The organism is Corallococcus silvisoli (assembly GCF_009909145.1).
Lineage (GTDB): Bacteria > Myxococcota > Myxococcia > Myxococcales > Myxococcaceae > Corallococcus > Corallococcus silvisoli.
Window position 1 is genome coordinate 90,442 of the sequence record NZ_JAAAPJ010000006.1, and the last position, 20,649, is coordinate 111,090.

Below are 20,649 nucleotides of genomic sequence, written 5' to 3' on the forward strand. Positions count from 1 at the left end.
TGGAGCGGATCCGCGCCGCTTCGCCTCCGCGTCAGGCCGCGTCCGGCGGGCCGTGGCGCACGAGCTCCTCCACGGCGCCGCGCACGCGGGCCTCGTCGAAGGGCTTCTCCAGGAGCGGGTTGGGGATGCGCTCCAGGAACTCGCGCGCGCCCGCGGTGAAGGCCCCGCCGGACACGAAGACGAAGCGGCGCTCCAGCCCCGGGTGGTCGCGCCGCACGGCCTCGTACACGTCCCGGCCGGCCAGGTCCGGCATCATCACGTCGCACAGCACCGCGTCGAAGTCCGGCGCCCGCGCCATGCGCTCCAGGGCCTGCCGGCCGCTGGTGGCCACCTCCACGTCGTGGCCGCGCAAGAGCCGCTGCAGCACGCGGCCCACCGCGGGCTCGTCATCCACCACCAGCACGCGGCCCCGGGGCACCGCGGGCGTGGCCGGCGCGGGGGCCTCCGGTGCCTGGGGCGCGGGGGTGGGCGGCGGCGCGGGCAGCACCACGCGGAAGGTGCTGCCCTGGCCCACGGTGCTGTCCACGGCGATCTCCCCGCCCAGCCCGCTGATGATGCCGTGGCAGATGGACAGCCCCAGGCCGGTGCCCACGCCCACGGGCTTGGTGGTGAAGAACGGATCGAAGATGCGGCCCAGCACCTCCGGCGCGATGCCGCTGCCCGTGTCGCGCACCTCCACCACCACGTGTCCGCCCTCCGCGCGCGTGGCGAGCACCACCTCGTGCGCGTGCGCGGAGCCCTCCGGGATGGCCTGCGCCGCGTTCACCACCAGGTTGAGGAACACCTGGCACAGCCGGCCCTCGTTGGCCATCACCTGGGGCACCGTGCCGTAGTCGCGCCGCAGCCGCGCGCGGTGGCGGATCTCATTGGCGGCCATCATCACCACCGAGTCCAGCACCGCGTGCACGTCCACCGGCGTCATGCGCTCTTCGTCCGGCCGCGAGAACGTCTTCAGCTGGCGGACGATCTGCCGCACGCGCTCGGCGCCCTCGCACGCCTCGCCCAGCACCTCCTGCCACTCCGTCACGTCCGGCGGGCGCACCCCGCGCGAGGACGGGTGGGGCGACAGGTGGTGGCGGAACTCATCCGACAGGAAGGCCAGGTTGGAGAGCACGAACGCCAGCGGGTTGTTGATTTCGTGCGCGATGCCCGCCGCCAGCGTGCCCACCGACGCCAGCCGGTCCGCCAGCGTCAGCCTCGCCTGCATCTGGCGCTGCTCCGTCACGTCGCGCGCGATGGACACCACCGCCGGCTGACCGTCGAAGCGCAGGGGCAGCGACGCCAGCTCCACCACGCGCGTGCGCCCGTCGCGCAGCACCAGCCGGCGCTCGCTGGTGAGCGTCGGCGTGTCGGTGGAGGGCGTGCCCGGGCCCGGCACGTCCGCCAGGAACTCCGACAGCCGGCGGCCCACCAGCTCCTCCGCGCGCTCGAAGCCCAGCGTGGTGACGAGCACCGCGTTGGCGTAGACGATGTGGCCGTCGCGCTCGATGGCCGCGGGGTCGGGGAAGCCCTCCATCAGCGCGCGCAGGCTGGCCTCGGAGCGCTTCAGGGCCTCCTCCACCTGGCGCCGCTCGGTGATGTCGCGCGCCAGGCCCTCCACCGCCACCACCCGGCCCGACGCGTCCGTCACCGGCGCCACCACGTGCTCCAGCCACAACAGGCGCCCGTCGGGCCTGAGGAAGCGCAGCTCCACCGTCGCGCCGTCCACCGTCTGGGGCGACTCCAGCAGGCGCTCCAGCGCGCCGCGGTCCTCCGGGTGCACCTGGCGGTACCACAGCTCTGGATCCGCGTAGTGCGCCTCCGGGCCCAGGCCCAGCTTGGCGTGCGCCACGCGGCTGACGTACGCGAAGCCGCGCGGCGGCTCGCGGCGGTAGAGGTACAGCACGTCGGACGCGTTCTCCGCGAGCTGGCGGAAGCGGTGCTCGTGCTCGCGCAGCGCCCGCTCCGACGCGCGCCGCTCCAGCGACACGGAGATGGCGCCGCTGGCCGCGGACAGGAGGTCCACCTCCAGCCGGTCCCACTCGCGCGCCTCGAAGCAGTTGTCGAACCCCACGAAGCCCACCAGCCGGCCCTGCATGCGCAGGGGCAGCACCAGCAGCGACAGCACGCCCTGTGGATCCAACAGCGCCCGTTCGCTGGCGGGGAAGGTGGCCACGCGGCCGGTGACGACCTCGCCGCGCTCCAGGATGGGCACCCAGCGCTCCAGGTCCGGCTTCACCGGCAGCTCCTGGAGGAGCGGGTTGTCGATTTCGGGCGTCACGCCGGGCGCGCACCACTCCGCGCGCTGGCTGCACACGAGCGTGCCCTGCGCGTTGGTGTGCGTCTCGAAGACGTAGACGCGGCTCGCGCCCGCGGCCTGTCCCAGCGGCGCCAGCGCGGTGGCGTACAGGTCCCCGCCCCCGGGCACCGACAGCAGGCGCTGCTGCATGTCCACCAGCGCGGTGAGGTAGCGCTCACGCCGGGCCAGCGCGTCGTCCGTGCGCTTGCGCTCGGTGATGTCGTTGAGGGTGCCCGCCATGCCCCGCAGCGTGCCGTCGTCGTCCACCGTCACCCGCGCGAACACCTCCACCCAGCGGAAGCCCCCGTCGCGCGTGAGGTAGCGCACCTCGTGCTGGACGTACTCGCGCTCGCGCGTGAACAGGGCCTGGCACACCGCCAGGGCGCGCTCCCGGTCATCCGGGTGCACGAAGTCCAGCGCGGGCCGGCCCAGGCACTCCTCCACGGGGAAGCCCGTCACCTCCGTCCACGCGGGATTGAGGAAGGCCCAGGTCCGCTCCGCGTCCGTCTGGAAGACGACCTCCTGGAGCGTGTCGATGACCTGCCGGAAGCGGCGCTCGGTGGGAGTGGTGCCGTCAGGCCGGGTGAACGGCGTCTGCATGCGGAGGGCTCGCGGTGGAAGAACTTGGCCGTGCGGACGGAACGTCCCGGGACGCGGACGTGGACAGGCGAACGATTGAGGATCGCCGCCATGCAGGCAAGGGGCCTATGGGAAGAGCGTGAGGATGCAAAGCATTCCCTGTGATTGAAGGTGAAGCGGGCTTTGGGATCCGTCTTCCTTCCCGGGAGGCGGAGATGACACCATGATGCGTGCGGAGAGCCTCGGCATGTCTTCTGGCGCCACGTCCAAAGCCTCCCGCCCGGAGTCGGATCCCCGCATGACGGACGCGGACGCACCCACCCTGTCGGCGCGCGTCATGGACGGAGGGAGCCCCGGGGGCTCCGACGAAGGCTTCGTCCTCGTGGACCGCACGGGCCGCGTCATGGCCTTCAACGCGCAAGCCACGGTGCACTTCGGCATTCCGGCGCCCCCGCACCTGGACCAGGCCCGTCTGCCTGGGTGCGAATGGGTGCGGGATGACGGCACACCGCTGCCTCCGCACGAAGCGCCGCTGGCGCGGGCCCTGGCGGGTGAGGCGGTGGCCGCGGCGGTGTGGCGGGTGCGCCGCCCGGACGGGGCGCACGCCCTGCTGAAGGCCGAGGCGGTGCCGGTGATGGGGGGAGATGGACAAGCCGCCGCGGCGCTCCTGCGCACCCGCGCGGTGGAGGTGCTGCCCGCTCCGATGCGGGACGCCTCGCGCCTGCTGGCGGAGGCGGGCGCGCTCCTGGGCGCGTCGGTGGACGCGGAGGCGCCGTTGGAGCCGCTGCTCCAACTGCTGGTGCCCGCGCTGGGCGATGGTGCCGTGTTCATCCTGAGGGCTCCGGGCGCCACCCCGCTGGAGGAGGGCCTGCGCGTGGCGGCGTCGCTGCACCGGGACTCGGGCCGGCACGGGCTCTTGCGCGAGCTGCTCGGCCGCCATCTGCCGGATCCCTCCGTGTCGGGCGACCTGCCCGCGGTCTTCTCCTCCGGGGCGGTGGGGCGCCTGCCCATCCTCTCCGAGGAGCACGTGGCCGCCGCCGCGCGGGACGCGGAGCACGCGCGGCTGATGCGCGAGGTGGGCCCGCACGGATGCCTGAGCGTTCCTTTGGGCGCGCGCGGCGGCGTGCTGGGCGCGCTGCTGGTGCTGCGCTCGGACGTACGGCATGCCTTCGGCGCGGACGAGGAGTCCTTCCTGGTGGAGCTGGCCCACCGCACCGCGCTCTTCCTGGAGAACGCGCGGCTGTTGCGCGAGGCGCGCGAGGCGGTGCGCCAGCGCGACGAGTTCCTGGGCATCGCGAGCCACGAACTCAAGACGCCGCTCACGCCGTTGAGCCTCAAGGTGCAGTTGCTCCAGAAGCAGGTGGTGGTGCTGGCGCGCGAGGGCAGGGAGGTGCCCACCGAGCGCGTCGCGGAGGCCCTGGACGTGGTGCAGCGTCAGGTGCGCCGGCTGTCGGGGCTGGTGGACAGCCTGCTGGACGTGTCGCGCATCACCGCGGGCCGGCTGCGGCTGGAGCTGGAGGAGCTGGACCTGGCGAGCGTGGCGGCGGAGATCCTCTACCGCTTCTCCGCCGCGGCGGCGCAGAGCGGCACGGAGCTGGGCCTGGAGGCGCCGGTGCCGGTGGTGGGCCGGTGGGACCGGCTGCGGCTGGAGCAGGTGGTGACGAACCTGGTGTCCAACGCGCTCAAGTACGGCGCGGGCCAGCCGGTGGTGGTGGGCGTGGAGGCGCGGGGCACGCTGGCGCGGCTCACCGTGAAGGACCACGGCATCGGCATCGCGCCGGACGACCTGACGCGCATCTTCGAGCGCTTCGAGCGCGCGGTGAGCGACCGGCACTACGGCGGTTTGGGGCTGGGGCTCTACATCACCCGCCAGATTGTCGAGGCGTTCGGCGGCACGGTGCGCGCCGCCAGCGCTCCCGGCGAGGGCTCCACGTTCACCCTGGAGCTGCCCCGGGGCGACATCCCGGAGGAGTGGCTCACCGCGCAGGCGGCGCCGGGGCCCACCGGGGAGTAGCGGGCGCCTTCAGGCGACCTCCAGCACGGTCCATTCGCGCACCTCTCCCGCGAGCGTCACCTCCACGGTGTCGCCCGCGCGGCGGCCCAGCAGGGCGCGGCCCACGGGAGAGCTGGGGGTGATGACGGAGAGGAAGCCGTCGCCGCCGGGGCCGGTGAGCTCCGTGCCCGCGCCGGCGGGGAGGACGAAGAAGGTGCGCTCGGCGAAGCCGTCCTCGTCCTCGGTGCTGACGTCCACCAGCGCGCCCAGGCCCACGGGTCCCTGGCGCGGGAAGCGGGGCAGCTCCTTCTGGCCGAAGGCGGTGAGCGCCTGAAGCTCCTCCTGGAGGCGGCGGGCGCGCTGGGCCTGCCCCGTGGCCAGGCTGCCGTACTCGATGGCGGCGCGGCCGTCCTCCTTTTTCTCGGACTCGGTGGCGAGGCTGCGCGCGGCCTCGCGGGCGTCGGCTTCCGCGCGGTGGGCCAGCCGGTCGCTCTGCTGAAGCCGGTCGGCCAGTTGGTGGAGCAGGGTGTGCTTGTCGAGTCGCATGGGTGTCGTTACAGGACTGTAGCGTCCAGGGAAGGGGGCTCCAGTTTTCGGCCCGGCCGGGCCGGGGGCTTGGGGTTACGATGAAGGCATGACGCCTCAGGAACGCTCGCAGAAGGCCCACGAACTGGTCGCCCACGGCGCCGTGCTGCTGGACGTGCGCACCCCGGAGGAGTTCCAGCAGGGACACCCGGACGCCGCCCGCAACATCCCCGTGCAGGTGCTGGCCCAGCGCCTGTCGGAGGTGGGCCCGGTGGGCACGCCCGTGGTGGTGTACTGCGCGGCGGGCGGCCGCAGCGCGGTGGCCGCGGAGCTCCTGCGCAAGGGCGGCTTCCCGGACGTGTTCGACCTCCAATCCGTGAAGAACTGGTAGCCAAGGGCCCTCGGCCGGGGCCCGCGTGACAGCGGGCCCGGTCTGGGTCAGCGTGCGCCCCGCGCGCCATGCAGACCCGCACCACTGGCTTCCTCCTCGTCGCTCTCTCCGGCGCCTCCTTTGGCGCGCTGGGGCTGTTCGCGCGGCTCGCCTACGCGGCGGGCGCGGACATGCCCACGCTGCTGTTCCTGCGCTTCACGCTGGCGGGCCTGGTGCTCGCCGGGGTGATGGTGGCCAGGGGCGGGCGCTGGCCCCGGGGCCGGGTGCTGGGCGGCCTGGTGCTGCTGGGCGCGCTGGGCTACTTCGCGGAAGGCAGCGCCTACTTCATCGCGCTCCAGCACGCGTCCGCGGGGCTGGTGGCGCTGCTGCTGTACCTGTTCCCCGCGCTGGTGGCGGTGCTCCAGGTGGCCCTGGGCCGCGAACACCTGAGCCGTCCGCGCTGGCTGGCGGTGGGGCTGGCCCTGTGCGGCACGGCGCTCACGGTGGATCCCGGCCCGGACGCGGAGCCGCTGGGCATCGCCCTGGGCGTGCTGTCGGCGGTCATCTACGCGCTCTACGTCCTGTCCAGCGCGCGCGTGGTGGGCCCGGCGGGGCCGCTCGCGGCGAGCACCGTCGTCCCGCTGTCGGCGGGGCTCGCGTTCGGCCTGCTGATGCTGGTGAAGGGCCCGTCCTTCCCCCGGACGCCGGGGGGATGGGGCGCGGTGATGGGCCTGTCGCTGCTGTCCACGGTGGTGGCCATGCTCACCTTCTTCGCGGGCCTCAAGCGCATCGGGCCGGTGAACACGTCGCTGCTCTCCACGCTGGAGCCGGTGATGGCCGTGGTGCTGGGCGCGCTCTTCCTGGGCGAGCGCCTGTCGCTCCGTCAGGGCCTGGGCGGCCTGCTCATCCTCGTGGCGGTGGCGGTGCTGGCCCGGTCCGACCCGGGCCCGCAGACCTCCGCGTCACAGGCAGCCGGGGCCTGAGCGCGGGGGGCGCCCTCCCGTCAGGCCGCGGCTACAGGCGCTCCAGGAAGTGGCGCACGTCGTCCACGAAGCGCCGCGGGCGCTCGGCGTGCGGGGCGTGGCCGGTGTCCGGATAGAGCAGGTACTTCGAGCCACGGATGGCGCGGGCCAGGGCGCGCTGCTCGTCCACGGAGAAGAAGCCATCGTGGTCGCCGCTGATGATGAGCGTGGGCACGCGCAGGCGTCCCAGGCGCGCGGCGTGGTCCTCCGCGATGAGGCCGTCCAGCGCGTCCTGCCACACGCGCGCGGGCAGCTTGGAGCTCTCCGCCACCAGCGTGTCCAGGTAGGACGCCGGTACCGGCGCGTGGAAGGTGCTGGCCTGGAAGTCGCGGATGAACGCCGGGTCCACGGGGTCCGTCAGCGTGTCGACGAACTCCTTCAACCCCAGCGCCACTTCGTTGCCCGCCACCGTGGGCGCGGAGCCCACGAGCACCAGCGCCTTCACGCGGCCCGGGGAGTCCAGCGCCACCTGCTGCGCGATGAAGCTGCCCATGGAGTGGCCCACCAGCACGGCGCGCGAGAGGCGCTTCGCGTCCAGGAAGGCCACCACGTCCTTCGCGAACGCCTGCTGCGTGTAGCAACACGCCGGGCGGGACGAATCGCCGTGGCCCCGCTGGTCCAGCGCGTAGACATGCACGTCGCGCGGGAAGTGGGGCAGGTCCAGGTCCCAGGTGTGGTGTGAATCCGTGTAGCCGTGCAGGAAGACGACGGCGGGCCCGTCGCCGCGGCCCTGCTCCACGTAGCGGAGCGTGACGCCGGTGGGCAGCCGCACGGAGCCCTCGCGCGGGGTGGTGCCTCCCTGGCGGTCGGAGTCCTCCAGGGCCTCGGAGGCTCTCGCGAGTCCAGGCTCGGCGCCCGGGGCCGCGTCGGGTCCACAGCCGGCGAGCAGCAGCAGTGCGAGGAGTGAGGGAAGAGTGCGCGTCATGCGTCAGGGCCTCGGGGATGGGACGCGGTGGGTCGGTCCACCGCGACGCACGCCATCCTAAAGTGACCTCTGACATCGCTTCCGGAAACCTGCCCTGGCAGGTCACTTCCGACCTGTCAGGACGGGTCGGTTCCACCCAGGGGCTTCAGGGCCGGCGCGCGAAGATGAACTCGCCCACGCCGCCCAGGCGCTGCTCGCGCTTGAGGATGCGGAAGCCCGCGCTCTCCACCAGCCGGAAGGTGTCGCGGTTGAGGCGGCAGCCGCCGGACAGCTTCCGCCACGCGGGCGTCAGCAGGTCCTGCGCGGTGGCCAGGGCCCCTTGGGGCGCGCGCACGTGCTCCAGCAGGCGCAGCTCGCCGCCCGGCCGCAGCACCCGCATCACCTCCGCGAGCGCGGTGGCCGGCGCGTCCACGCAACAGAACACCAGGCTGGACACCACCGCGTCGAAGGACGCCTCCGTGAACGGCAGCGCCTGCGCATCCGCCTGGAGCAGCGCGACGCCGCTCCTGCGCGCCCGCGCCCGGGCCAGCGCCCCCAGGTCCACGTCCACCGCCGTCACCGACGCCACCGTGGCCGGGTAGCCCGGGAGGGCCAGGCCCGTGCCCGCGCCCACCTCCAGCACCTTGCCGGCAAGCCCCTCCACCAGGTGCCGCCGGGCGGCGTTGAGCCCCACCCACCCCAGCGGCGCCATCAGCGCGTCGTACGCCAGTGCCTTCACGTGGAAACCCCCTCCGTCACGAAGCCAAACGCCAGACGCCCGGACCTAGCGCGCGGTCTCCACCCGTCCCTGCGGCGCCGGCGGCTTGTGCGAAGGCGCGCTCGCGGTCTGCTTGCGCAGCAGCCCCCACACGCCGTACGCCACCAGCAGCAGGCTGCCGTACTGCGCGGGCGTCAGGCCGAAGTAGCGCGCGTCCACGTACGACAGGTCCGTGGCCCGGAGGAAGTCCAGGCAGAAGCGGGACACCGCGTACAGCAGCGCCAGGAGCGGCAGCAGCCGCCCCTTCATCCGAGGCATGTCGCGCACCGCGTAGAGGATGCCGGTGAGGGTGAACAGCACGATGGCGTCGTAGAAGCCCAGGTCGTGCCGGTTTCCGTTGGGGAACTGCACGGCCAGGAAGAAGTCCGTCAGCTTGCCCGGATGGTCGTGCACCGCGAAGCACCCCAGCCGCGCCACCGCCCACCCCGGCGCCACGCCCAGCGCGAAGCTGTCCGCGTAGTCGCCGAAGCGCAGCTTCTTCATCCGGAAGAACACCACCGCCGCCAGGATGCCGCCCAACAGGCCGCCAAAGGACGACAGGCCATCCCAGAACTTCAGAATCTGGAACGGGCTCTTGGACAGCTCCTCCGGGTGGTAGAAGAACAGGTGCACCCAGTGGCCGAAGAGCATTCCGGCCGCCACCCCCCACATCGCGAAGTCCGCCAGCGGGTTGGGATCCAACCCCTCGCGCTCCGCCTGCTTCGTCAGCAGCTTCGCGGCCAGCAGGATGCCCGCCGCCACGAAGACGTTGAAGGGGTTCAGCTCCAGGGGCCCCAGCTTGAACGAGGGGGCATGCCAATAGGGAATCAAGGGGGCTCCAGAAAGGCCAGGGACCCGCCCGGGCAAAGGCCCGGAGGATGGAACGCGAACAATCGGCGCATCCCGGGCTTCCCTCCACCTCTTTTTCCACCCCACGCCCGCTGGATTCGCAAGCCCCACGCGAACGCCCCCTCGCGCCCACGCCCCTCCTGCCTGCCCCTTCCCCACATCCGCTGGCGGACAGACCCCCTGTGCGACCCCAGGCATTGCCCTCGTTCCACGGGGGGAATCCGTTGTCTTTCCGGAGGTTCAGGGAAGCCGAGCGAGGACCGAGACACCAGACAAGAGGTGTCTATTACGGAAATCCCGTGATTTTTTGTCAGGGGGCCGCGGTCAAATCACACGGTTGGGCCCCGCGAGCGGGGAGAGGGGAGGGCAGGCGATGACATGGCTCCGGGCGACGCCCGCGAGCCCAACCCACCGGAACCCGAAGGGGCTTGTCAGGGTCCCCAGGTGGGCGCGGTCTTCACGCGGGTGCTCCCCCTTCGGGGCCCTGCGCGGATTGGTGGTTCAAGGAGCACACCTCATGAAGTCTTTCTTGTTGGTACCCAAGGAGTCCATCGAGACGCAGGCCCGGGCCGGAGTGCGTGGCACGGCACGGGGCGAGCGCGTCCTCAGCCGCAGCACCGCGCTGCGCTTCAGCTCCGCCGAGAAGGCCCCCGAAGCCCTCACCGCCCTCGGTTTGAGGTCGGCCACGTTGCCGGGCGAGAAGCCCGCCAGCGGCGGCAAGGAGGCCCGCGGCCGCAAGCGCGCGAGCAGCAAGGTCGCGCGCGACGTCGACGCCACGCCCATGCCGGGCGCGCCCGTGACGGAGCCGACCGGCGCGGAAGCCGGCAGCTATCGCTTCATGCCGCTCATCGGCGCCACCATGGCGCACTTCTACTCCCAGGACGCGGAAGCGGCGGCCCGGGGAGAGCTGGCGAAGGAGTTCGAGTTCATCCCGGACGTGGTGCCCCTGTCCTTCCCGGGCCCGGTGTCGGCCGGACAGACGGGGCCGCGCAACCGCGGCATGAGCTCGCTCGCGCAGCGCGAATGGCCCGACGAGTCCGGAGTCCCCCTGGCGCACGCCCAGGGCATCCGGGGCGCCGGCGTGATGCTGGGCATCCTGGACACCGGCGTGGACGCGGACCACCCGGAGCACGCGAGCAAGACCATCCAGTTCCGCTACGTCTCGCTCTTCCCCAACTCGCCTCACAACCCGGCGCGCGACGTGCGCGGGTTCGATCCGGACGGCCACGGCACCCACGTGTGCGGCATCGCCGCGGGCGTGCACCACGGCGTCGCCCCGGAAGTGGACCTGTACGCCGCGTCCGTCATCGAGTCGGAGACCATCCGCACCAGCCTGGGCCGCGTGGCCGCCGGCATGGAGTGGCTGCTGCACCAGTTCAGCCGTCCGGAGAACGCCTCGCGTCCCGCCGTGGTCAACCTCTCGCTGGGGTTCCCCCTCCAGCCGCCGCCGGGCATCTCCGAAGCGGACTACCTGCTGAATCAACGCGCGCTGCAGGCCATGCTGCGTCGGCTGTTGGACAGCAACATCCTGCCCATTGTCGCCGCGGGCAACAGTGGACCCGACACGGTTGGTTACCCAGCGGCCTTTCCCGAGGCACTGGCTGTAGGGGCAGTCGACTTCGAGCGCAACGTGGCCACTTTCTCCGCGAGCGGCGCCGTGGGGCGGCGCGTCGTGCCTGACGTCATGGGCTACGGGGTGAATGTGTATTCGTCTACTGAACGCCGCTGCAACAATCAGGCGTTCTATGAACGAATGAGTGGCACAAGCATGGCGGCGCCGTATGTCGCAGGTATCGCCGCGCTGTATCGTTGCCGTGCCCCTGACTTGACGGCGTTGGAAGTGAAGGATTTGATTCTGGGCAATGCCATCAAGCTTCCTCGCTCGGCCAACCACCGGACGGGGAAGGGCCTGGCTGTGTTCAGGTGACGCGGTAGTTGCCAGGGCCGGTGCCAGGTGAGCACCGGACCTGGGGGAGGATGTAGGCCATGCGCAGGAAGAATGGCGTGCCGGGCGGATCTCAAGACTTATCGGCCCGGATGTCCTCCGTCGCCGTCGTGCGCGCGCTGCCGGGCTCCGGTGCCCAGGAGCGCGACGCACAGCCAGGGGGCGACATCGACGTCACGGTGATGCCCCGGGAAACGGCCGCGCCGAAGCGTGGCTCCGCGTCCTCACGGGCTCCCTTGCGTTCGCGCGCGGAGGTCTATCAGGCGGGCCTCGCCGAAAACGCCCGCTTCCGCGAGAGCTTCATGCTCTGGCTGGAGGCTCACCAACTCGTGGGCTCCGTGCGCGCCATGAGCGAGCCGGGCGGTTCCCTGCCCATGCTGCACCTGAGATGCGCCCCGCGCGTCCTGGACCAGCTGCGCCGCGCGCCGGAGTTCGAGGCAGGCACCATGATGCCGCTCGAACGGCAGTACTAACGTCATTCCACCGCAAACAACCTCCCGTCACAGGCCCCGCGCCCACCCTGGGCACGGCTGGCGTGCCTCCGTCAGCCTCCGGGCCCCGCTTTCCTTGTCAACGGAAGGCGGCCCCCGGCGGTCTAAACCACCCGTCGGAAGGAGCGCCCTCGTTGGGGGGCGCTCTGGCTTCCGAACCCGGGAGAACCGCCCTCACCGAGGTCCACCGGTGGAACCGACGGAGGAGGCCGCTTCTTCCTGATTAACCTAGAAACTCGGGATTGCTGAGCCCGAAAGCCACTGCACGGGGGACCCATTCATCTGTCTGGGATTGAACACGTTCAGTCCACCCGGCAGGCGTCCTCGAAAGCCAGACGGGGGTTGCGCGGGAAGAGCTTCGCCGGGTCGCCGTAGCCCAGGTTGATGAGGAAGTTCGACTTCCAGCCGGTGCCCTGGAGGAAGGCCTCGTCCACCTTCGCCTTGTCGAAGCCGCCCATGGGGCCGCAGTCGAGCCCCAGGGAGCGCGCGGCGAGGATGACGTAGGCGCCCTGCAGGGAGCCGTTCATCAGCGCGAGCTGCTCGCGGGCCTCCGGCGTCATCGCCGTGAAGACGCCCTTCATGTCGCGCGCGGGGAAGAGCTTCGGCATCTGTTCGTGGAACGCGGTGTCGTACGCCACGATGGCCGTCACCGGCGCCTGCATCGTCTTGTCCACGTTGCCGGGGTTGAGCGCGGGCTTGAGCCGCTCCTTGGCCTCGCGGCTCTTCACGAACACCAGGCGCACCGGCTGGGTGTTGACCGCGGTGGGCGCCATGCGCGCCAACTCGTAGACGCGGCGCAGGGTCTCGTCCGTCACCGGCCGGTCCTGCCAGCCGTTGTGCGTGCGGGCCGAGGTGAAGAGCTGCTCCAGCGCGCCCGCGTCCAGGGCCGTGTTCGTCGGTGCCATCCGTGTCCTCCTGTCGTCGTGACACCGCATGGGTACCGGTGAAGCTTTTATTTTGCAAGTTACTTCCTAAGAGTAAGCAAATGGCCTCGTCCCTGACGTGGGAGAGGGGCGGCGCTATACTCAGGTGGGAGGCCACGTGATGCATGACGACCTGAAGCCGATGTGCGCGCGGTTCCTGGCGGCGTCCGAGCTGCTGGGCCGGCGGTGGACGGGCGTCATCCTGCGCATCCTGCTGGACGGGCCGTGCCGCTTCGGGGAGCTGACGGAGCGCATCGGCACCATCAGCGAGCGCGTCCTGTCGGAGCGGCTCAAGGAGCTGGAGGCCGAAGGGGTCATCGAGCGCCACGTCGACCCGGGCCCGCCCATCCGCTCCGAGTACCGCCTGACGGAGAAGGGTCAGGCGTTCTGGAAGGTCATCGACGAGCTGGGCAAGTGGGCGCAGCGCTGGGCGGACGTGAAGCCCTCCGCGCCCAGGGCCGTGGCGGCGAAGGCCCCTCGGGCCGCGACCCGGAAGCGCAAGGCGGGCTAAGCGCTTCCGGACGTCCTGCTTCGCGGGACTAGAAGTTGAGGCCGCCGTCCACGTCGATGGTGCGGCCGTTGAAGTAGTCGCACTCGATGACGAACTTCACGGCCACCCAGATGTCCTCCGGCAGGCCGATGCGGGCCACCGGGATGGAGGCCACCAGCGCGTCGCGGGCCTTCTGGTTCATCCCCTGCGTCATGGGCGTTTCAATCATGCCCGGGGCGATGGCGCCCACGCGGATGCCGAACGGGGCGAACTCGCGCGACCAGGTGACGGTGTTGGCGGCGAGCGCGGCCTTGGCGGACACGTAGTTGGACTGGCCGCGGTTGCCGTGCCGCGCGATGGACGACATGTTGACGATGACGCCGGGGCGCTGGTCCGTCTCCACCATCTTCGTCACCACCTCGCGCACCATCAGCGTGGCGCCGGTGAGGTTGACGCCGATGACGGCGTTCCAGTCCGCGGTGGACAGCTTCTTCACCTGGCCGGTGGTGCGGTCCTTCTTCACGAGCAGCGCGTCGCGCAGGATGCCCGCGTTGTTGATGAGGCCGTTGAGGCCGCCCATGGCGCCGTGGGCCCACTGCACGAAGTCCGTGACGTCCTGCTCGTTGGACACGTCCAGCTTGCGCCGGTGGATGCCCGCCGGCAGCTCCGCCAGCCGCTCCTCGTTGACGTCGCCGACGGCCACCTGCCCGCCCGCCTCGTGGATGCGCTGGGCGAAGTGCGCGCCCATGCCCTGCGCGCCACCCGTCACGATGATCTTCAGGTCCTTCAGCTGCATGTGCCTCTCCTTGGGCGTGTCCGAAAAAACGCGCGCAGGGTACGCACACCGCCCCGGCCCTGGCCAGCGCCGTGGAGCCTGAAACCTGAATCGCCCTTCAACTTTTTCGGGACCCGACCCCCGACGCGGTGCGTTGGGGGCGGGGAGGGGCGGCCGCGGCGCGTCGGCTACAGCGCGTCGGAGATGACGGCGCCCAGCCGGCGCATGCCCTCGGCGATGAGGTCCGGCGGGCGGTTGGAGTAGTTCAGGCGCATGAACTGGGGCTGCTGCGCGTTGGCGAAGAAGGGCGCGCCGGGCACGAAGGCGACCTTCTGGTCGATGGCGCGGGGCAGCAGCGTGGCGGCGTCCAGGCCCTTGGGCAGCTCCACCCAGAGGAACATGCCGCCGTCCGGCCGGGTCCACTGGGTGCCCTGGGGCATGTGGGCCTCCAGGGCGGCGAGCATCGCGTTGGCGCGCTCGGCGTAGATGGGCATCAGCGCCGCGATGTGGCCCGCGTAGTCGAAGGTCGACAGCAGCCGCGCGGTGGCGCGCTGGGCGAGCGTGGCGGTGTGCAGGTCGGTGGCCTGCTTGGCGATGGTGAGCGACTTGAGCAGCGCGCGCGGCCCCGTCACCCAGCCCAGGCGCAGGCCGGGGGCCAGCGTCTTGGAGAAGGTGGACAGCGACAGCACGACGCCCTGGTCATCCAGCGACGCCAGCGACGGCAGGTGCTCGCCGCGGAAGCGCAGCTCGCCGTACGGGTCGTCCTCCAGGATGAGGAAGCGGTGCTCCTGCGCCAGCCGCACCAGCGCCTTGCGGCGCTCCAGGGACAGGGTGGTGCCCTTGGGGTTCTGGAAGTTGGGGATGACGTAGAGCAGCTTCGGCTGGCGCTTCTTCACCAGGGCCGCCAGGTCGTCCGTGTCCATGCCCGCGTCGTCGCTGCGCACGGTGGCGAAGTCCACCTCGTAGCCGCCGAAGGTCTGGAGCGCCGCCAGGTAGCTGGGGTCCTCCACCACCACGAGGTCGCCGGGGTCGAGCAGCACCTTGCCCACCAGGTCCAGGCCCTGCTGCGACCCGCTGGTGATGAGCACCTGGTCGCTGGCGGTGTGCTGGCCCTTGCGCGCCAGGTGCGCGCTGATCCACTCGCGCAGCGGGCCGAAGCCCTCCGTGGTGCTGTACTGGAGCGCCGGGCGGCCCTCCGTGGCGAAGGTGTCCTCGAACGCCTTCGCGATGGCGTCCAGCGGGAAGAGCTCCGGGGCGGGCAGGCCGCCCGCGAAGGACAGGATGTCGGGGCGCTCCGCGACCTTGAGGATCTCACGCACCGCGGACGTCTTCATCCGGGACATGCGCTGGGACAGCCGGTAGGCCGGAGGAGGGGGCAGGGGTGCACTCATAGCGTCCGCGCTCATGTTCATTCTCCGTTCAGCAGCTCATCGGGGACACGCACATGCGTGTCTTCCTTCAGGGTCGACAGGACGATGGTGGTGCTCGTGCGCGTCACGCCCGGGATGGTGCGCAGCGTCTCCACCAGCAAGGTGTCCAGCGTCCGCGTATTGGCCGTCTTCACCTTCAGGACGTACGAGTCCTGTCCGGCGACGCGGTGGGCCTCCAGCACGTCCGGCAGCTCCGCCACCTTCCGAGCGAAGCCCTCGAAGTGCTTCGGGTGTTCGATGCTCACCCCGATGAAGGCGGTGATGTCCTTGCCCAGCTGCGTCGCGTCCACTCGCGCCGTGTAGCCGGTGATGACGCCCTTCTCCTCCAGCTTGCGGATCCGCTCCGCGACCGCTGGCTGGGACAACTTCACCCCGCGTGACAGCTCCAGCTGCGTGGCCCGGCCATCGCGCTGAAGCATGTCCACGATTCGATAATCCAGGGCGTCCATGGGGCGCTGAACCTTATTTTTATAGGCAGTTCTGGCGAACGACGGTGAAGTTATATGCAATCGCCAGGGAGTGCAAGGCCGTTTGTACGCAAAATTGTCGAAGGTGGCGAACGGTTTTCTTCCTGACCGTTCACGTCCCCTGAAAGGGCCTTCATGGGTGCCTGCCCGCCAGGTCTCCGGGGCCGGAGCGCCCCGGCGGAAGGTGGCATCGCGCAAGCGCCATGGCAGTCCCCCCGTGGGGAGGGGTGGCCCGGGTGGACACTTCGCGAGAGGGGGCGCGCGTGGTCCGGAGTGTTGACGCCCCGCGTTCATGTCTGTCGTTGACGCAGGGAGCCATCCGTCCGCTTTTGACAGGGCGGTCTTACGGGTGTTACCCGTCCTGAAAGATGAATCGCCCTTCAACTTCAGAACGCGTTCCGGTCACCCCTCGCGGCCAGCGGACGCGGCAGAAGCTGTTGAAGGCCGCGGAGGCGGTGTTCGGGGACAAGGGCTACGAGCGCGCGTCCATCGCGGACCTCACGCGCAAGGCCAGCGTCGCGCTGGGCACCTTCTACGTGTACTTCCCGGACAAGCAGTCCATCTTCGTGGAGGTGGTGGACGAGCTGGGCGCGCGCCTGCGCCGCCTCATCGCGGAGTCCACGGTGTCGTGCGCCACGCGGCTGGAGGTGGAGCGCGAGGGCCTGCGCGCCTTCTTCCAGTTCGTGCGCCAGCACCCCAACCTCTACCGCGTGGTGCGGCAGGCGGAGTTCGTGGACGCGGACTGCTACCGCCGCTACTACGACCGCTTCGCCAAGGGCTACGTGCGCGGCCTCACCCAGGCCATGGACGCCGGCGAGGTGCGCCGCATGGACCCGGAGGCGCTGGCCTACTGCCTGATGGGCATTGGCGACTTCCTGGGCATGCGCTGGGTGCTCTGGGAGGAGGACCCGGGCCTGGAGCGCGTGCTGGACACGGCGATGACGCTCCTGTCCCACGGCCTGCCCCCGGACGCCTCCGCCGCGCGGCCCCACCTGCACGCCGTGCGCGCCCCGAAGCCGGCGTCGAAGTCTCCGAAGTCCCCGAAGCCCACCCCCCCGAAGTCGTCCCGCCGTCCGTCACGCGGTCCCCGGAGCTGAAACACCGTCATGCGTTACGCGAACATCCTGTCCACCGGCCGCTACGTCCCCGAGAAGCTGCTCACCAACGCCGACGTGGAGAACATCCTGGGCGAGAAGGTGGACGAGTGGCTCCAGCAGAACGTGGGCATCAAGCAGCGCCACGTGATGGCGGACGACCAGGCCACCAGTGACCTGGCCGTGGCCGCCGCGAAGGAGGCGCTCGCCCGCGCGAAGGTGGATCCGAAGGAGCTGGACCTGGTGCTGGTGGCCAGCGACACGCCGGACTACCTGAGCCCCGGCACGTCGTCCGTGGTGCAGGCGAAGCTGGGCGCGGTCAACGCGGGCACCTACGACATCAACGCGGCGTGCGCGGGCTGGGTGACGGCGCTGGACGTGGCGTCGAAGACGATCTCCTCGGACGACAGCTACCAGCGCATCCTGGTGGTGGGCGCCTACGGGATGACCCGGTACGTGAACTGGAAGGACAAGAAGACCTGCACCCTGTTCGCGGACGGCGCGGGCGCGGTGGTGCTGGGCGCGTCCGACAAGCCGGGCTTCCTGGGCGCGAAGCTGCTCGCCAACGGCGAGTACCACGACGCGCTGGGCATCTACACGGGCGGCACGAACCGGCCCGCCACGGCGGAGACGCTGAAGCTCACCGACGGCAAGCCCGCGGTGCAGTTCGTGCGCAAGTTCCCCTCCACGTTCAACACCGAGCGCTGGCCCATCCTGCTGGACACGCTGCTCAAGCGCGCGGACCAGACGCTGGACGACGTGAAGCTGTTCGTCTTCACGCAGCTGAACCTGCGCACCATCGAGGCGACGATGAAGGCGCTCAACCAGCCCATGGAGAAGGCGCACTACACGATGGACAAGTGGGGCTACACGGGCTCCGCCTGCATCCCGATGACGCTCGATGACGCGGTGATGCAGGGCAAGGTGAAGAGGGGCGACCTCGTGGCCTTCTGCGCCAGCGGCGGTGGCCTCGCGATGGCGTCCGCCCTCTACCGCTGGACGGCCTAGGCGGTTCCACCCCACGGGTCCGCCAGGAGGTACGCAGATGTTCATCGGTGACTGGATGGGCCGGGGTGCCCTCTACTGGCCGGACCAGGTGGCCGTGGTGGACGTGGCCCGCAAGGACGCGGGCCGCTTCACCTACCGGCAGATGGACGCGCGCGCCACGGCGCTCGCGGGCTGGCTGCGGGACGTGGCCGGCGTGCGGCGTGGCGACCGGGTGGCCATCGTCGCGCACAACGGCGTGGAGTACCTGGACACGCTGTTCGCGTGCGGGAAGCTGGGCGCCGTCTTCGTGCCCTACAACTGGCGGCTGCACGCGGCGGAGCTCGCGGACGGCGTGCGCGCCATCCGCCCGCGCGTGCTGCTCTTCGGGGACGACTTCAAGGACGCGGTGGCCCAGGTGCGCGAGCACGTGGGCGAGGGCCTGCGCCTGGTGTCGCTGGAGGAGCAGGGCCTGCCGGGCGCGGAGGCGTACGCGACGGCCATGGCGCACGTGCCCTCATCGCCCGTCACCAACGACGCGGTCAGCGAGGAGGACATCCTCTGCCTGCTCTTCACCGGCGGCACCACCGGCCGGTCCAAGGGCGCGAAGGTGTCGTACCGCATGGTGGCGTGGAACACGCTCAACACGCTGGTGCATGAAATCCGCCAGGGCGACGTGACGGTGACGCACACGCCGCTGTTCCACACCGGCGGCCTGCTCGTCTACACGCTGCCGCTGCTCACCGTGGGCGGCACCGTGGTGCTGATGCGGCGGTGGGACCCGGAGGAGATGCTGGGGCTGGTCGCGAAGGAGAAGGTGACGCTCTTCTTCGCCGTGCCCACGCAGTACCAGCAGCTGATGGACTCGCCACGCTGGCGCGGGACGGACTTCTCCTCCGTGCGCTTCGTCACCAGCGGCGGGGCGCCGCTGCCGGTGACGCTGCTCCAGGCGTGGCAGGCGGTGCACCCGGTGCCCTTCAAGCAGGGCTTCGGGATGACGGAGTTCGGCCCGGGCATCTTCAGCATGGGGCCGGAGTTCGCGGTGTCCAAGGCGGGCTCCATCGGCCGGCCCAACTACTTCATCGACGCGAAGCTGGTGGATGACGCCGGCCAGCCGGTGCCGCCGGGCGGGGTGGGGGAGCTGGTGCTGAAGGGGCCCTCCATGTGCTCCGGCTACTTCGAGGACGAGGCCGGCACGCGCGAGGCCATCGACGCGGACGGCTGGTTCCACACCGGGGACCTGGCGCGCGTGGACGCGGACGGGTTCTTCACCATCGCGGGCCGCAAGAAGGACATGTTCATCTCCGGCGGGGAGAACGTGTACCCGCTGGAGCTGGAGTCGGTCCTCTACGAACACCCGGCCGTGCACCAGTGCGCGGTGGTGGGCGTGCCGGACGCGAAGTGGGGCGAGGCGGGCCGGGCCTTCGTGGTGCTCAAGCCGGGCGCCGAGGCCTCGGCGGACGCGCTGCTGGAGCACCTGCGAGGCCGGGTGGCCCGCTTCAAGGTGCCCAAGCGGGTGGAGCTGGTGAAGGCCCTGCCGGTGTCCGCGGCCGGCAAGATTCTCAAGCGGGACCTGCGCGAGGCGGCCATCGCCGCGGACGCGCGGGCCGCTTCGTGACGCACGGTTTTTCTCTTTCCCTCAACGCAACCAGGAGCGGCGCACATGGCTGACACTTCCAGGAAGGTCGAGATCCGGGACATCCCCACGACGCGGCTCCGGGTGCGTGCGCGGCTCGTGGGCGAGGAGGGATTTCCGGTCATCTTCGTGCACGGCAACTGTTCCTCGTCCGCGTTCTTCGAGTCGCTGATGAAGACGCTGCCCCAGGGCTTCCGCGGCATCGCGCCGGACATGCGCGGCTATGGCCACACGGAGGCGAAGGCCATCGACGCGACGCGCGGCATGCGCGACTTCAGCGACGACCTGGTGTCGCTGATGGACGCGCTGTCGCTGAAGCGGGCGGTGTTCGTGGCGCACTCGGCGGGCGCGGGCATGGTGATGCAGCTGTCCATCGAGCACCCGGAGCGCGTGGCGGGGCTGGTGGTGGAGGCCCCCCTGTCTCCGTATGGCTTTGGCGGCACGCGCGACACGGACGGCACGCCGTGCTGGGCGGACTTCGCGGGCTCCGGCGGCGGCACGGCCAACCCGGACTTCGTGCAGCGGCTGAAGACGAAGGACCGCTCCACGGAGTCGCAGACGTCGCCGCGCAACGTGATGAACGGCTGCTACGTGAAGCCGCCGTTCCGCCACCCGGACGAGGAGATGCTCCTGGACTCCGTGCTGGACACGCACGTGTCGGACGAGCTCTACCCGGGCAACTTCGCGAAGTCGGCCAACTGGCCGGGCGTGGCGCCGGGCACCACGGGCATGAACAACGCCATGGCGCCCAGCTACTACAACACCTCCTCCTTCGCGGCGCTGAGGAACGGGCCGGACGTGCTGTGGATCCGCGGCGCGGACGACGCCATCGTCTCCGACACGTCGCTGTTCGACTTCGGCTTCCTGGGCAAGCTGGGCGCGGTGCCGGGCTGGCCCGGCGATGAGAAGTACCCGCCGCAGCCCATGGTGTCGCAGATGCGCGCCGTGATGGAGCGCTACGCCGCCAACGGGGGCCGCTACCGCGAGGTCGTCCTGCCGGAGACGGGCCACAGCCCGCACCTGGAGAAGACGGCGGAGTTCCACGGGCTGCTCGTCCCGTTCATCCAGGAGCACGCCCGCTAGCGGTTCCTGACGCACGGTGAGTGAGGGAGGGCCCCGCCGGGACGCCCCGGGGGC

19 protein-coding genes are annotated in these 20,649 nt (G+C 71.1%); 10 read left to right on the forward strand and 9 right to left on the reverse strand.

Features of this window, described 5'->3' with window-relative positions; translation table 11 throughout:
- Positions 1–31 precede the first annotated feature (31 nt).
- Positions 32–2,878, reverse strand: coding sequence for a PAS domain S-box protein (locus tag GTY96_RS11980; RefSeq protein WP_143906482.1), 2,847 nt, complete (start codon positions 2,876–2,878; stop codon positions 32–34).
- A 277-nt stretch (positions 2,879–3,155) separates the two neighbouring features.
- Here GTY96_RS11980 and GTY96_RS11985 point away from each other — a divergent pair, with 277 nt between their 5' ends.
- A complete protein-coding gene (locus tag GTY96_RS11985) occupies positions 3,156–4,871 on the forward strand; it encodes a sensor histidine kinase (RefSeq protein ID WP_235685560.1) in 1,716 nt (571 codons plus the stop codon).
- Between the two features lie 9 nt (positions 4,872–4,880).
- Here the strand turns inward: GTY96_RS11985 and GTY96_RS11990 are convergent, their stop codons facing one another.
- A complete protein-coding gene (locus GTY96_RS11990) occupies positions 4,881–5,396 on the reverse strand; it encodes a GreA/GreB family elongation factor (protein ID WP_143906478.1) in 516 nt (171 codons plus the stop codon).
- Between the two features lie 88 nt (positions 5,397–5,484).
- On the opposite strand from GTY96_RS11990, the gene GTY96_RS11995 reads away from it, so the two are divergent.
- A complete protein-coding gene (locus GTY96_RS11995) occupies positions 5,485–5,766 on the forward strand; it encodes a rhodanese-like domain-containing protein (RefSeq protein WP_143906476.1) in 282 nt (93 codons plus the stop codon).
- Between the two features lie 68 nt (positions 5,767–5,834).
- On the forward strand, positions 5,835–6,728 hold the full coding sequence (locus tag GTY96_RS12000; RefSeq protein WP_161664780.1) for a DMT family transporter: 894 nt from the start codon (positions 5,835–5,837) through the stop codon (positions 6,726–6,728).
- 31 nt (positions 6,729–6,759) lie between these two features.
- Here the strand turns inward: GTY96_RS12000 and GTY96_RS12005 are convergent, their stop codons facing one another.
- From GTY96_RS12005 to GTY96_RS12015, 3 genes are all read right to left on the reverse strand, one after another.
- Positions 6,760–7,692, reverse strand: a complete 933-nt coding sequence (locus tag GTY96_RS12005) for an alpha/beta fold hydrolase (RefSeq protein WP_143906472.1) — start codon at positions 7,690–7,692, stop codon at positions 6,760–6,762.
- A 145-nt stretch (positions 7,693–7,837) separates the two neighbouring features.
- Positions 7,838–8,410, reverse strand: a complete 573-nt coding sequence (locus GTY96_RS12010; RefSeq protein ID WP_255442757.1) for a class I SAM-dependent methyltransferase — start codon at positions 8,408–8,410, stop codon at positions 7,838–7,840.
- A gap of 45 nt (positions 8,411–8,455) precedes the next feature.
- Positions 8,456–9,259, reverse strand: a complete 804-nt coding sequence (locus GTY96_RS12015) for a prolipoprotein diacylglyceryl transferase (protein ID WP_143906471.1) — start codon at positions 9,257–9,259, stop codon at positions 8,456–8,458.
- Between the two features lie 535 nt (positions 9,260–9,794).
- Here GTY96_RS12015 and popC point away from each other — a divergent pair.
- Entirely contained in the window at positions 9,795–11,204 is a 1,410-nt protein-coding gene (popC, locus tag GTY96_RS12020) for a subtilisin-like protease PopC (protein ID WP_143906469.1), read from the forward strand.
- 59 nt (positions 11,205–11,263) lie between these two features.
- Complete coding sequence (popD, locus tag GTY96_RS12025) at positions 11,264–11,695, forward strand: PopC secretion inhibitor PopD (RefSeq protein ID WP_143906467.1); 432 nt, start codon at positions 11,264–11,266, stop codon at positions 11,693–11,695.
- A 320-nt stretch (positions 11,696–12,015) separates the two neighbouring features.
- Here the strand turns inward: popD and GTY96_RS12030 are convergent, their stop codons facing one another.
- On the reverse strand, positions 12,016–12,618 hold the full coding sequence (locus GTY96_RS12030; protein WP_161664782.1) for a malonic semialdehyde reductase: 603 nt from the start codon (positions 12,616–12,618) through the stop codon (positions 12,016–12,018).
- Positions 12,619–12,757: 139 nt separating this feature from the next.
- On the opposite strand from GTY96_RS12030, the gene GTY96_RS12035 reads away from it, so the two are divergent.
- A complete protein-coding gene (locus tag GTY96_RS12035) occupies positions 12,758–13,147 on the forward strand; it encodes a winged helix-turn-helix transcriptional regulator (RefSeq protein ID WP_143906463.1) in 390 nt (129 codons plus the stop codon).
- 28 nt (positions 13,148–13,175) lie between these two features.
- Here the strand turns inward: GTY96_RS12035 and GTY96_RS12040 are convergent, their stop codons facing one another.
- The 3 genes from GTY96_RS12040 to GTY96_RS12050 all read right to left on the reverse strand — a co-directional run bounded on the left by GTY96_RS12040 (position 13,176) and on the right by GTY96_RS12050 (position 15,780).
- Positions 13,176–13,922 (reverse strand): SDR family oxidoreductase, encoded by a 747-nt coding sequence (locus GTY96_RS12040; RefSeq protein ID WP_143906461.1) that lies wholly within the window; start codon positions 13,920–13,922, stop codon positions 13,176–13,178.
- A 167-nt stretch (positions 13,923–14,089) separates the two neighbouring features.
- Entirely contained in the window at positions 14,090–15,307 is a 1,218-nt protein-coding gene (locus tag GTY96_RS12045) for an aminotransferase-like domain-containing protein (RefSeq protein ID WP_161664783.1), read from the reverse strand.
- Positions 15,308–15,309: 2 nt separating this feature from the next.
- Complete coding sequence (locus tag GTY96_RS12050; protein WP_143906457.1) at positions 15,310–15,780, reverse strand: Lrp/AsnC family transcriptional regulator; 471 nt, start codon at positions 15,778–15,780, stop codon at positions 15,310–15,312.
- A gap of 386 nt (positions 15,781–16,166) precedes the next feature.
- On the opposite strand from GTY96_RS12050, the gene GTY96_RS12055 reads away from it, so the two are divergent.
- Genes GTY96_RS12055 through GTY96_RS12070 form a run of 4 tightly spaced genes read left to right on the forward strand, consistent with a single transcriptional unit; the run spans position 16,167 to position 20,595 of the window.
- Positions 16,167–16,895 carry a TetR/AcrR family transcriptional regulator gene (locus tag GTY96_RS12055; RefSeq protein ID WP_161664784.1) on the forward strand — a complete coding sequence of 243 codons (729 nt, stop codon included), beginning with the start codon at positions 16,167–16,169 and terminating at the stop codon, positions 16,893–16,895.
- A 9-nt stretch (positions 16,896–16,904) separates the two neighbouring features.
- Positions 16,905–17,900 carry a 3-oxoacyl-ACP synthase III family protein gene (locus tag GTY96_RS12060; RefSeq protein ID WP_143906454.1) on the forward strand — a complete coding sequence of 332 codons (996 nt, stop codon included), beginning with the start codon at positions 16,905–16,907 and terminating at the stop codon, positions 17,898–17,900.
- A 37-nt stretch (positions 17,901–17,937) separates the two neighbouring features.
- Positions 17,938–19,494: an acyl-CoA synthetase gene (locus GTY96_RS12065; protein ID WP_161664786.1), complete on the forward strand. Its 1,557-nt coding sequence runs from the start codon at positions 17,938–17,940 to the stop codon at positions 19,492–19,494.
- A gap of 45 nt (positions 19,495–19,539) precedes the next feature.
- Complete coding sequence (locus tag GTY96_RS12070) at positions 19,540–20,595, forward strand: alpha/beta hydrolase (protein ID WP_143906450.1); 1,056 nt, start codon at positions 19,540–19,542, stop codon at positions 20,593–20,595.
- Positions 20,596–20,649: the final 54 nt, after the last annotated feature.